Genomic DNA, 13,041 nt, shown 5'->3' with positions numbered 1-13,041 from the left:
GGAAGGGCAAGGCCGTAATCTGTTGTTTTCTGCTTGGAACGGTAGCCCTAGCATCCATCTAGTATTTCGGGATATTGGAGAAATTCCACGACCTATGACACACTCCAGCTACCCTCTTAATAAACCAGGGGGTGCATAGGAAAACTATAAGTGCTAAATAGGAACAACAATGGATTTATATGGGCACGCTTTAGATAGTGCAGATGAGGCAGCCGCGGATAAATTTGAAAGTTTATTTAATCCTCTAATAAGGAAAAGGCATAGGAATATGCCACCAATCTGCCACCTTTAATTTTTCTGTATAAAACAGAAAAGCCTTGATAACACAGGGTTACCAAGGCTTAGTCTTATGATCTGAGAGGGATTCGAACCCCCGACCCCTTCCCTGTCAAAGCGAATTTTACTAGCTTTTTAACTTTAAATATTATAGGTAAGACCTTTATTATTTGAAAAACGTTGATACAACAAGGTTTACATAAATTCAAAATATGAAAGGTTTAACCTAATATATCGAATGGCACCATTTGGGCACCAAAATGGGCACCAACAAACACTCCTCTAAAGGTTGATATGACAAGCTTCAACAATTAAAGAGGAGAGTAATTATGAATCACGATGCAAAGAAAATTCTTTTAAATAAAGATGAAATGTATAGACTTTATATTGAAGAAAATATTTCAATAAGAAACATTGCTAAACTGCTTAATGTCAGTGTATGGACTGTTAAGGATTATTTAAATAGAAAGTACGGTATTTATAAAACTCAAATAACCCCTGATCCAAAACAACATATTACAAAGCAGTATTTAAGTAACAAGGATTGGTTAAAAAATGAATATTTAATTATAAGAAAACCCGCTTCTCAAATAGCTGCTGAACTAGGGGTTTCGGATGGGCGTGTAGATAAATGGATTAAAACTCATGGCTTCTATGGCTTAAAAACATATAAACATACTTGTAAAGATTCCTTATTCGATTATAAGGACCCGATTTTTTGTTATTATGCTGGATATGTAGCTACAGATGGACATGTTGATTCGGGCACAACACCAAGAGTTTCAATAAGGTCAAATGACGAATGTTCAAAAACATTATTTAAGGCTTTAGCAAGATACTTTGAATTTACTGGTGAAGTGAGGTTATACAATAAAAGTTACGATTTAACTATGACTTCTAAGACACTAATTGATGAATTGTTTAATCATTTTAATATTACACCCGCGAAAACCAAAACCTTAAAATTCCCTGACAGTTTTTTCAATGATACGTGTGCAAGCATGTTCTTAAGAGGGGTTATCGATGGTGATGGTAATATTAGAAAAGATGGTGGGGTTAGACTCTATTGTGGATCTAATGATTTTATAGATGGGTGTATTGCATTTCTAAACAAGAGGTTCACTTGGAATATTAACAAAACATTTATTAGAAAAATATATCCCGGTTTTTCTTTAAGCGGAAGAAAGGCTAACCAATTGTTAGATTGGATATATAGTAACGATACAACATATTTTCTCGATAGAAAATATGAACGCTATTTGAGTACAAGAAAAAAAGGAATTAAAAAAGATTATTTATAAAACACCGCAAAAATTCATTAAAAAGCACAGTTATAAAAAGCTGTGCTTTTTTAAATAGTCCTCAGTCCTCCATAAATCATCCTTTATTTCAATCAGACAATCTATTAGAAAGTTAAAAGAGATCCAGAACATTGGAGAGTTATTAAAAGCGTATCAACATTCCATTTATTTCTAGCTTGCAACATAGCTATAACCGGTTGTAGCCCTATCCACAATATGGTTAAAAACAATATCAAGTTTTTGTTTAAATATTACCCTGTCATAACTTTGTGGAAGTGTTTTATCGAGTACATCCTGAACTACTGATTGCACTTTTAGCTTTGGCTGTTCATCTTTATACCAATCTACAATAAGTAAGCTGTTTTTCTTTTCCACCAAAGTTTCATATAAACTTTTAGCAGATAGCTTAACTTGTTGTTCTTCCTTTTTAGTTAGTTTATCCTTCAATAGAAGGTCAAATAACTCCAATTCTTCCTCTGAAAGATTCTCTTTAATATGCCGCTCTTCTTCTTCCATCATTTTATCAACGAATTTTAATAACTCCTCATAGAAATTTTCATTTTCAGAACCACCTGCATTATATCTGTCTATAATACCTTTGTAAATTTCAGAAAACTTAGTCCGGGTTACATTTTTTTGGAGCATAGCACTAAGCTTCTCCTCTATAAATACTCTTAAATCACTGATTTCAATATTTTTATATGGAGTTGCCTTGAATTGTTCTCTTATTTTTTCTATATCCAATTTCGATAGGTCAATCACCTTGGACTTTACAATTCCATATTCACCGTTTGATTCAAGTACCTTGACTGCTTCGATACTCTGGTCCAACAATTCATTAACCTTTATTTTTGCTTTTTCTATACTTTCATCTCTGACATTTCCATCAATAATCCCACGTAAATACAAAATTACCTTTAACATGGGATTATCCCATGAAGTAGAAAAGATTTCTGGCTTACTAGCTTCATATAGATTTTCAGCCAAATTAGAATAAACTTTATATTGATTTTTGTTATCGTCATTACCAAGAATTACATTCGCATAATTCTTAAAAATGCCTAATTTTTTAAATGTATTTTCCTCAACAAGAATGGAATTTAAATTAATTCCAATAGAATTACAAAATTCAGATGTCTCATCTATTGTTCTATTTATCAATACTATTAAATTATCTATATCCTTTACAGGCATTTCATTATTATTATTAGAATCCGCATATTCACCAAGTGCTTTTTTCATATACTTAAAGATATTGAGATAATCAACTACAATACCGCCTGTTTTTCCAGGAGCCACTCTGTTTGCTCTTGCAATTGCTTGCATAAGTGTATGCCCCTTCATAGGCTTATCTAAATATATAGCAGAAACGCTTGGAACATCAAAACCAGTTAGCCACATAGAACATACAAATACCAGTGAAAGCTTGTGTTGTGGATTTTTAAAGTGATCTTCAATATCAAAACCATTTTCATCCACCAAATTCATTCTATCCCTATGTCATTTAATGTTTAAACCCTGTTTTGAAAATTTTTCATCTTCTCCGTCTTCACGGCTGATTACCACCGCCATTTCAACTGATCTCATATACTCTACAATCTTTTTTAAAGTTGCCCTTTTTAATTCATCAGATTCCTTTTTAATTTCTTTATTTAAACGCTTAATTTCTTCGCTCCAATGATACTGGACCTTATCATACATTTTAACTGCAGTAAATTTATCAACAGAAACAACCATACCTTTTCCAAGGTAACCCCTCCGCGGAAAATGATAGACAATATCCTTTGCTACAGCCTCAAGGCGATCGTCACGCTTCAACACTTCCATTTCATGGCTATAAAACTTTTTAAGGCGTTTTTGTTCCTCTTCAGTTAAATCCTCACTTTCAATAATATCAGCGAAATCATTATCTAAATTAATGTTAATTAAATCAACAGTTGGAACACGTTTTGAGTAAAAAAGAGGTACAGTTGCACCATCTTCAATAGATTGTGCAAAGTTGTATTCACTAATATAATCTCCAAACCAAGCATTAGTAAGATGCTTATTTCCTAATAACGGTGTCCCAGTGAAGGCAATATACTGTGCATTTTTTAGACCAGCCCGCATATTCTCGGCTAGGTCTTTATACTGTGTTCTATGTGCCTCATCAACTATTACAATAATATCATCACGATTAGAAAGTACTGGGTACTTTTTTCCTTTATCATATCGAAATTTATGAATCAGCGAAAAAATAAATGTTTTATTCGTTTGCAAATATTCTCTTAGTTGAGAACTGTTCTTAGGGCGGACTTGTTCATCTTTTGAAATAACCCCGGTTCGCAAGAAATTTTTATAAATTTGGCCATCTAGATCTTCTCTATCAGTAATTATTAAAAAAGTAAAATTACCTTTATATTTGCGTATTATTTTTCTAGCAAACATGACCATTGAATAGCTTTTTCCGCTACCTTGTGTGTGCCAAAAAACTCCTAGCTTCCCTTTGAGACTTTCTCTGTTTTCAAATGCTTTCACGGCATTATTAACACCTAAATATTGGTGGTTTTTTGCTATAAGTTTTGTTTGTTTTCTATCAAATAATATGAAGTTTTCGATATAATCTAATAAATTATCTTTCTTCAGTAATCCCTTAGCCAGATATAAGAGACTAATACCATCAGATTTTATTTTTTTTCTATTTGGTGTTTCTTTCTCATCCTCAAGTTTAAGCCATTCAAAAAAGTGTTCATATTCTGCATTAAAACTCCCCAGTCTTGTTTCGATTCCGTTCGATAAAACACAAATCTGATTAAAATAAAAAAGCTGAGGAATATCTCTCAAATAGTCTGTTAAATTTTTATCATAAGCATTTTTAACTTTTATATCTGAGTTTTTCAATTCTATAAATACAATTGGTAGACCATTTATGAGTATTATAAGGTCTGGCCGTCTATAATATATTTCACCTTTAATCCACATTTGAGTACAAACAGTGAAATCATTATTCTTTTTATTATTAAAATCAATAAGCTTTACATATCCTACTTCTCTTTTACCATTTTTCTGATATTCAACTCTAATTTCATTTCTAATATTGTTATAGTTTTCGTAGTTAGCTTTCATTATATCAACATTTAAACTTAGAGAAACTTGATCCAATGCAATGTTTTTTAAAGTATCAATCGGTATGTTAGGGTTGATTATCTGTAATTGCCTGAAAAGAATATCATAAAGAACAACTTGCTTTTTATTTTCACGATTGGTACCATCATTCAAATCATCAGGATTTATTGTAAAACAGTTCAAGTGATTAAATTGAAAATCGGAAGAAACTAAGGTTGCTATCATAGCTTGTTCTATCATATCTTCAGTAATTATTTTTGGCATAGCATCAACCTCCCCATTAAATCAATTCAAAAAATAAACATCTTTTCAATTACAATTGTACTTCTAATTTACCGCTCAATAGCCGAGGTAAAATTAAATCACGTTGTTTTACTAAGTTACGATTTTGAGTTTGTAAATTATTCACTTCTATTAATATTGGCTTTACCAGTTCGGTAAACTCCTTTAACACTTGATCACTGGGTTTTATTATTTTATTTTTATTTAGATTTTCTATTGTCAATGCACTTTGGGATGTTCCAATGGTCGAAGATAATATTTGCTGTTTCCCAAACTCTGAATTTAACCAAATGTACAAATACAATGCAAAATTTGGATTAGAACTGCTTTGAAACCATGTTAAATTACCGTCTTTAAAGTAAAATGGATTGTCATCACTTATCAAAATTGAAACACCTATTGTTCCTACAGAAGTTAGCAAAATATCATTTACTTTAGGTACTCCATATTTATCCTTGAACTCAAAATATTTTTGCTCATCTATATAAATTGGTTCCGAAATTGGTTGTCCATTTGCTAACTGAATAACCTCTTTTGAGCGATAAAAAGGAATCCCATTTTCGACATAATCTGAGAGAAACACTCTCTTGCTCGAAGTGATATTTATTTGATCACCTAACCGAACAGTTTCCCATCCCTCAGGAATACCGTCTAGAAATTTTGAAGTATTATATCCACTAAACCTCATACGAACAAACCATTCTTTATAAATCTCTTGTGATATCTTTTTTAGAAGTTTAATCCTTTTGTTGTTGTTCTCAACTAGATAATCATATGTGGAAAGTATTTCTGCTATTTTTTTTTGAGTTGGTAATGGAATATCAGGAATTAAATATTTCATTATCGCGGATTTACTACCTCTAGGCATTTTCGTACCTTTTGAAGTAACCGTAGCATAATTGAAAAAATTATTATCGGACAATGCATAATATAAAAATTTAGGATCGGTTGTTTTGTTTGCTCTAAGAACCAATACATCATTTGAGCAGCCGCCAGTTTTAGTTGCAAACCATATTTTCTTGAAATAAGGTCTAATATTAGATGTTAAAATATCAGTTTCATAAAAATATGAAACTGATTTTGCGTCGGGCAAAGATGTTGCTTTTTTAACTCCACCTTTTTCAGCTAACATATTTTCGGTAGAAATATAATTATTTATACTTATTTCATCCAAATTAATTCTTTCATTTACAAACTTGCAGGCTTGACTTAAATGCTTATATTTAACCATTGCTATTTACCAAAAACTGCAAATTCATTGCAATTTGCCTTTCGAGCTCTTTAGCTTTGGCGTTAAGTTGTAATAGTTCTTCGTTTAAAGATAACATCTCAGCATTAAATTCCAGTTTTGTTAAACCATCCTCTTCAATAACTACTCCAACATATCTTCCTGGATTAAGAGAATAATCTTGATCCTTTATTCCGTCTTTTTCTCGAATAGAAGAAACTTTACACAGTCCTACTACATCTCTATATTTTCCATCTGGAAACCGCTCTAATAGCCAGTTTATATTATCTTGCCAATACTCCTTATCCTCTGATTTTTCCATGTTTAACTTATATTCATCTAATAATGAGAAAAATTCATTTTCCTTACCCTCATAAAGTCTTGAAATTATTGCAAGGTTTTTAATTTGCTCATCAGAAAACTTACGATGTGATCTATCAACTACTGTAAAAATATTTCTTGCATCAATAAATAATATTTCATCCTCTTTAGGCTTTGATTTATTAAAAAACCAAAGGGTTGCAGGTAATGTAACAGTATTAAACATATTAGATGGTAGGGTTACCATTTGGCTGATAATACCGCTCTCAATAAGCTTAATCCTTATATCCTTTTCACTATTACCTGCATCCGAGGCGGAATTTGCCATAACAAGCGCTGCTCTTCCATTAGGTTTAAGTGCAGTAGCAAACTGGTTTATCCAAAGGTAATTTGCATTTGGTACCTTTTCAGTTCTATCACTATTTTTCTTTGATGATTTTGTTTTATTTTGTGGTATACCATACTCGTTAAAGCGTGGCTGCCCCTTAACTAAATCAAGTTCAACTTCATCAACATTGAAAGGTGGATTTGCCATTACATAATCAAAAGCACCATAGCTATTATGAGGGTCACTATAGTAAGAATTAGCCTCAATTATTTCCCCTCTAATATTATTTAGAGCTAAGTTCATTTTTGCCAATTTTACTGTTTCACTTGTTTTCTCTACACCGTATGCTCGAAGATTTAATGCATTGCTCTCTCCATGCTTTTCTTTATTTTTTCACTTATAAGGAAACGTTTCGCACAATACATTTATTCACAATCCTGTTTAGAAGATCTTTGTTGTTCTAGCTCCTGCCACAAAAATTGTAATAGTGGTTATGGATCAACCTAGTTATTTTAAATTTATATGTATTGACCTACTGAGAAAACCTTAAGATTTTCTGAAGTTTAACTGGACCATATGTACAATTATAAAATGCCACCTATACTTAATAGACACTTAAGTTAATTTTAATTTAGGTTTAATAAATAGCTGACCAATTTGTAATATAGTAGAGACTAGCGTCATCTCAAACGAACAAGAGATGGAAAATACTTAGAAACAATATACTTCATAAAAGGAGATGAATTCTTTACTTAGCCGTTTCAAAACATACAAAAATGCTACAACCTTCAAGTCTTCAAATGTTAAGCAAATCACCAGAAGTTACTATTTGATTTTGACTTACCAAGGTTTTAGGATTTGTACAACTACACTAGGCGTACTAGCTGAAGATATGTTATCAACAAGAAAGATTTGCAGCTGTATTAACGCCTTTGTCATTGAAGATTATTGGAAGAAGGTCCTTAAATATGAACAAATCTTTATCGGTCACCATGAATCAGGCAAAAGAAATGTTTGCTAAAGTTCCGGAAATTACACTTTACTTTTGGATTACTAAGCTACTGACTACCGGAATGGGTGAAGTAGCATCCGATTATTTATTCGAGAATCTAAATCCGCTTATTTCAGCACCGCTAAGTGTTCTTATTTTCGTAGCCGCAATGATATTACAGTTCAAAGTACGCCGATATATACCAAAGGTCTACTGGTTAGTTGTCATTATGGTTAGTATATTTGGCACAATGGCTGCAGATGTGGTTCGGGTTGGACTGGGCATACCCTACATCGTTTCAACCATTTTCTTTATAGCAGCACTCGCCGTCGTTCTCATAGCTTGGTATTCTAAAGAAAAAACTCTGTCCGTACACAGCATTTTCACCCGTCGCCGGGAGATCTTTTACTGGCTCACCGTACTGGTTACATTTGCACTCGGTACCGCAGCAGGGGATATGACCGCATCAAGCATGCACTTGGGCTACTTCTCTTCAGGTTTATTATTTACTGTCTTGCTTGTAATTCCAGCTTTGGGTTACCGATTATTTGGTCTTAATGAAATTTTTGCCTTCTGGTTCGCTTATATCATGACGCGTCCAGTAGGTGCCTCGTTCTCGGATTGGTTAGCAGCGTCTCATAGCCACGGTGGTCTGGGGATAGACAAAGGTATAGTTAGCCTTGTTTTACTGATCTTTATTATCCTCCTAGTCATCTTTCGGGGAGGCTCACCCGCAAAAAGCGTGGAATTTAACGAAGAAAAGGAAAGAGCATCTTAGTAGTTATACGCTGTACCCTGGATGGGCACCCTTATGCAGAGTGAGAGAAATAAATTTAAGATGTGGGGAAACCACTTAAAGAAAGGAAATTATATATGCAAGAAGACCAAAATAAAATGAAAAATTTACTTAACAAAGTGCCACAAGTGACGATTTTCTTTTGGGTTATCAAAGTGTTGTGTACAACTGTTGGTGAAACATTTGCTGATTTCATCAATTTCAACATTGGACTTGGTTTAACTTTTACTACCATTATTATGGGAGTTGCATTTTTTATTGCATTGTTTTTTCAATTTAAAGCAAACAAATATGTTCCAGTCATTTACTGGATAACAGTTGTTCTTATAAGCGTATTTGGAACATTGGTAACGGATAATTTGACAGATAATATGGGTGTACCACTTGAGGTTAGTACAGCTGTTTTCTCGGTGCTACTAGGACTGACTTTTCTATTTTGGTATCTTAGTGAAAAAACACTATCGATCCACTCGATTTTTACTAGAAAAAGAGAAGTTTTCTACTGGCTTACGATTCTTTTCACCTTTGCCCTAGGAACAGCGGTAGGCGATTTATATTCTGAACAACTTGGTTTTGGTTATCTTAATACAGGAATAGGCGTTGTTATTATTATTGCTCTTGTGTTCTTAGCTTATAAATTTTTGAAACTTGACGGAGTATTAGCTTTCTGGATTGCGTATATTTTAACTCGTCCGCTTGGAGCGTCTCTTGGAGATTACCTATCTCAACCAAAAGTAAATGGCGGATTAGGACTTGGGACAACCGTTACAAGTGTGATTTTTCTTATCGCTATTTTTGCGATCATCGTTTTCCTTGCCGTTTCAAAAATTGATACAAATGCTAAAAGTGATATAGCGGAAACAAACCAAAGTAATGCAAATAAGAGAAATGTGATAACACAAACGATTATTGTACTCGTAATTTTCTTAGTTGTTGGTATAGGTGGTTACATCTGGCGCAGTCATTTTATTGCATCCCAAGGTGCTGCAGAGCAAGCTACATTAGCAGGTCAATTAAACGATTTTGTTAAAATTGAAAATGATATGCTAAACGCTGTAAATAAAAACGACTTTGCATCAGCAAAAAACAGCGCTGATAATTTGGAACATCAGTGGGATACACAAGAACCTAAGCTTCGAAAAATTGATAGCACTACATGGACAAAAATTGATGGAACAATTGACTCTGTGCTAGCAGCGGTTCGTTCTTCAAGACCTGATGTTAATCAAAGCAAAACAGCACTTAATAATTCAATTAGTGCCCTAAAAGATGCAAATAAATCAACATCAAAATCCGGTGCCTCACAAACTACATTATCTGGACAGTTAAACGATTTTGCAAAAATCGAAAATGATATACTAAACGGTGTAAACAAAAATGACTTTGTTTCAGCGAAAAAAGGGGCAGATAAATTAGAACATCAATGGGACACACAGGAACCTAGGCTTCGAAATATCGATGGCGCTACATGGACGAAAATTGATGGAACAATTGATGTTGTATTAGCAGCAGTTCGTTCATCTAATCTCGATGTAAAGAAGTGTAAAACCGCAATTAACAAGTCACTTAGTACCATAAACACAGCAAATAAATAATAATCTTAGGAATCGCCAATCGCGGTTCCTTTTTAAAATGGAACTCTTATTAAACTAAACAGCCATGTTAGTGGAACAACAAAAAAAGCTCTACCCCTTATTGATGTAAAGCACCCGTTTGTTTAAGAACATTCCTGCATAATATCATCATATTGTGCAATAACAGTCTTCAAATGATAAGATTTATTTAACCTTTGAAAGGAGGAGGCTCTTTTGGTCATTCAACCAAATATGTCACCCAAAGCTATCTCTGAAATTTGGACTAATACTAAAGATGTTTTTAGTATATTTAATGTACCTATCTCAGAAAAGCCCTTGGAAAAAACAGTTGAAACAAACATCCTTAATTTAGTTATTAAAGAATTAAATAAAATTGTTGGAAGCTCCTCTTCTACTTGTATCGAAGGAGGCTGACAACTTTCATCTAATAAGGAGTAGGTTACTCCTTTTATTTTTTTTATGGGTTAGTTCACGTATGTATCTAATAAGCATTAAGGGTTTTTAGACAATTAGTATATATATCTTCATTAATAGAGTTGATCACGGTCAATTTGTAATAGCAAGAACATCCCTTAAGAGTTATAATAATAAAGTTTTTTCAATACAAATACTAAGGAGTTAATCATGTTAACTACAAAAAAAATCACCCCTCAATATGATCCATGGGAAGCTTATCTGGATATTGAGCAATATGGCAAACCCCAACTTACTAATATCGAATTCACTACTACAACTCTTTGCAATATGCGCTGTGAGCACTGTGCAGTTGGTTACACTCTCCAGACAAAAGACCCGGCAGCACTCCCGTTAGAAATGATATTACATAGATTAGATGAAATTCCTACACTTAGGTCCTTGAGTATAACAGGTGGAGAACCTATGCTTTCCCTTTCTTCAGTAAAAAATTATGTATTGCCGATATTAAAGTATGCTCATGCTCGCGGTGTGCGTACGCAAATCAATTCTAATCTCACCCAGGATTTAGCTCGGTACGAATCAATTACTCCTTATCTAGATGTCCTTCATATCTCACACAACTGGGGCACCGTAGAAGATTTCGCGGAGGGCGGTTTCGCACGGATGGACAAAAAGCCCACCTATTTACAAATGATGAAATATTTTGAAAAAATAACAGAAAACAGCAGAGAGTTAGTGAAAGCGGGTATAATGGTTTCTGCAGAAACAATGTTAAATAAACGAACTTTACCACATTTGGAAAAAATACATAAGCAAATTGTTGATGACATGTTCTGTCAACGACATGAGATACATCCAATGTATCCTAGTGATTTTGCAAGCAGCCTTGAAGTATTATCACTGGAAGAAATCAGAGGAGCCGTTCATCATTTACTCGATGTCCGTGATGAAAATGTGTGGATGTTATTTGGAACACTGCCATTCTATGCATGTAGTAACAATCCAGAAGATTTAAGTCTATTAGAACGTCTTTACACTAGTAAGAATGTAACGATCAGGAATGATCCTGATGGCCGTTCACGTCTGAATATTAATATATTTAGTGGCGATATTATTGTCACAGATTTTGGCGATACTCCACCTCTTGGAAATGTTCAAACTACCAATCTGCAAGAAGCGTATCAGAAATGGCAGGATTCGAAAATATCTCAAGAATTAAGCTGTCATTGTCCCGCTGTTTCTTGCCTTGGTCCCAATATTTTAGTAAAAAATACTTATTACCAAAATCGAGATTTTAGTATACTTAAAAATAATATAAGCAGATAAAAAACTGTTTACCCCGTTGGAATTTATTAATTTCTGGTTAAAGATAAAAATAAAATGCTGCTCGATAGAAAGTCTGGCAGCATTTTTGATTATTTTCAAAGAAGTAAAGTAATGAAACATAATATCATCAATCAGCTCAGGAATTATCCAGCTAAAATCTCCTCTGACTCAAGAATGGCAAAAATAATTGAGTTGTGATATTAAAATGCTTTTGGCAAATAAGACGCATTTAGACCTATTAAGGCATTTCCTCCTGAAACGTCCCTTTTGGGACTCGTCTTCAACTAACGCACCCTATAGTTTAAGTGCAACTCTTCACATTGCAGGTATTATTAGGTATTATCAATCGTTCTATATGGTCTCGGCGACGGTAACGAGGTTAAAGGCCTTACTAAATCTTTGTATTCTTCTTCGTTAATTTCAAAGGGTTCCCACTCACCAGATCGGGGAAAATAACCTTTTAGAAACAATTGGTTAAGTGTTTTAAGTGAAGGAATCACCAAATCGAAATCCGAATATAAAAGAATTCCTGTATCAACTATCAATTCAGCAATTGTAGCTTCCTTTGTTAAAAATGCACCTTTTGATCCATATGGTAACAATAGAAGTTATTTTAATTGGAGGAAAATATTCCCCAAATTATTTTGTTTTCCGGTTTAATCCTTACGGCCTTAATGTTCACCATTTTTAATATAATTACAATATAAAGATGAATATGTATTGATTCTCTATTTTCGGCAAATAAAAAAGGTAGGGAGTAAATGATCCATACCCCGAATAACGGACACGATTAAAAAAGTGCCCCTTATTCGGGGTTTTTGTGTTCCTCAGAAAAAATCCCGTTTATAATGAGTCCAATGAGTATGAACGGAGGATTATGATGAGTCGGAATTTTTATACTGAATTTCAAATTAAAGAATTGGAGAAAAATCCAAATATTTTACATGCTTCAGACCGGTCCATTTCCTATAAACCTGAATTTAAAATACAAGCTGTCCACGAGTATAAACAAGGGAAATCTCCTTCCCAAATCTTTGTGGAACACGGATTTAACCTTGAAGTGATCGGACCGAAA

General features: G+C 33.5%; 8 protein-coding genes and 2 pseudogenes. 6 read left to right on the top strand and 4 right to left on the bottom strand.

What is annotated here, in order from left to right; translation table 11 throughout:
- The first annotated feature begins 605 nt into the window (after positions 1 to 605).
- Positions 606 to 1,577, top strand: a complete 972-nt coding sequence (locus AC3WR0_RS20795) for a hypothetical protein (RefSeq protein WP_492554076.1) — start codon at positions 606 to 608, stop codon at positions 1,575 to 1,577.
- Positions 1,578 to 1,748: 171 nt separating this feature from the next.
- On the opposite strand, the gene AC3WR0_RS20790 is transcribed toward AC3WR0_RS20795, so the two are convergent.
- The 4 genes and pseudogenes from AC3WR0_RS20790 to AC3WR0_RS20775 form a co-directional block, all read right to left on the bottom strand.
- Complete coding sequence (locus tag AC3WR0_RS20790) at positions 1,749 to 3,065, bottom strand: type I restriction enzyme endonuclease domain-containing protein (protein ID WP_492554075.1); 1,317 nt, start codon at positions 3,063 to 3,065, stop codon at positions 1,749 to 1,751.
- Positions 3,066 to 3,077: 12 nt separating this feature from the next.
- Positions 3,078 to 4,946 carry a type I restriction endonuclease subunit R gene (locus tag AC3WR0_RS20785; RefSeq protein WP_492554074.1) on the bottom strand — a complete coding sequence of 623 codons (1,869 nt, stop codon included), beginning with the start codon at positions 4,944 to 4,946 and terminating at the stop codon, positions 3,078 to 3,080.
- Between the two features lie 49 nt (positions 4,947 to 4,995).
- Positions 4,996 to 6,195: a restriction endonuclease subunit S gene (locus AC3WR0_RS20780; RefSeq protein ID WP_492554073.1), complete on the bottom strand. Its 1,200-nt coding sequence runs from the start codon at positions 6,193 to 6,195 to the stop codon at positions 4,996 to 4,998.
- A pseudogene (locus AC3WR0_RS20775) lies at positions 6,188 to 7,201 on the bottom strand (N-6 DNA methylase); the annotation flags it as partial. The gene AC3WR0_RS20780 and the pseudogene AC3WR0_RS20775, both read right to left, overlap by 8 nt.
- Before the next feature lie 572 nt (positions 7,202 to 7,773).
- Here AC3WR0_RS20775 and AC3WR0_RS20770 point away from each other — a divergent pair.
- The 5 genes and pseudogenes from AC3WR0_RS20770 to AC3WR0_RS20750 form a co-directional block, all read left to right on the top strand.
- Positions 7,774 to 8,610, top strand: a complete 837-nt coding sequence (locus tag AC3WR0_RS20770) for a COG4705 family protein (protein ID WP_492554072.1) — start codon at positions 7,774 to 7,776, stop codon at positions 8,608 to 8,610.
- A 95-nt stretch (positions 8,611 to 8,705) separates the two neighbouring features.
- Positions 8,706 to 10,223 carry a COG4705 family protein gene (locus AC3WR0_RS20765; protein WP_492554071.1) on the top strand — a complete coding sequence of 506 codons (1,518 nt, stop codon included), beginning with the start codon at positions 8,706 to 8,708 and terminating at the stop codon, positions 10,221 to 10,223.
- Positions 10,224 to 10,436: 213 nt separating this feature from the next.
- Positions 10,437 to 10,637 carry a hypothetical protein gene (locus tag AC3WR0_RS20760; protein ID WP_492554070.1) on the top strand — a complete coding sequence of 67 codons (201 nt, stop codon included), beginning with the start codon at positions 10,437 to 10,439 and terminating at the stop codon, positions 10,635 to 10,637.
- A gap of 210 nt (positions 10,638 to 10,847) precedes the next feature.
- Entirely contained in the window at positions 10,848 to 11,966 is a 1,119-nt protein-coding gene (gene yfkAB, locus AC3WR0_RS20755) for a radical SAM/CxCxxxxC motif protein YfkAB (RefSeq protein ID WP_492554069.1), read from the top strand.
- Between the two features lie 880 nt (positions 11,967 to 12,846).
- Positions 12,847 to 13,041, top strand: a pseudogene (locus tag AC3WR0_RS20750) (IS3 family transposase); the annotation flags it as partial.

The organism is Neobacillus sp. FW104-15D2 (genome assembly GCF_058790155.1).
This window is presented reverse-complemented; position numbering and strand designations above follow the sequence as displayed.

Coding starts and splice junctions, on each gene's coding strand:
- AC3WR0_RS20790 (WP_492554075.1), bottom strand. CDS start 3,065: ATGAATTTGGTGGATGAAAATGGTTTTGATATTGAAGATCACTTTAAA.
- AC3WR0_RS20765 (WP_492554071.1), top strand. CDS start 8,706: ATGCAAGAAGACCAAAATAAAATGAAAAATTTACTTAACAAAGTGCCA.
- AC3WR0_RS20795 (WP_492554076.1), top strand. CDS start 606: ATGAATCACGATGCAAAGAAAATTCTTTTAAATAAAGATGAAATGTAT.
- AC3WR0_RS20780 (WP_492554073.1), bottom strand. CDS start 6,195: ATGGTTAAATATAAGCATTTAAGTCAAGCCTGCAAGTTTGTAAATGAA.
- AC3WR0_RS20785 (WP_492554074.1), bottom strand. CDS start 4,946: ATGCCAAAAATAATTACTGAAGATATGATAGAACAAGCTATGATAGCA.
- yfkAB (WP_492554069.1), top strand. CDS start 10,848: ATGTTAACTACAAAAAAAATCACCCCTCAATATGATCCATGGGAAGCT.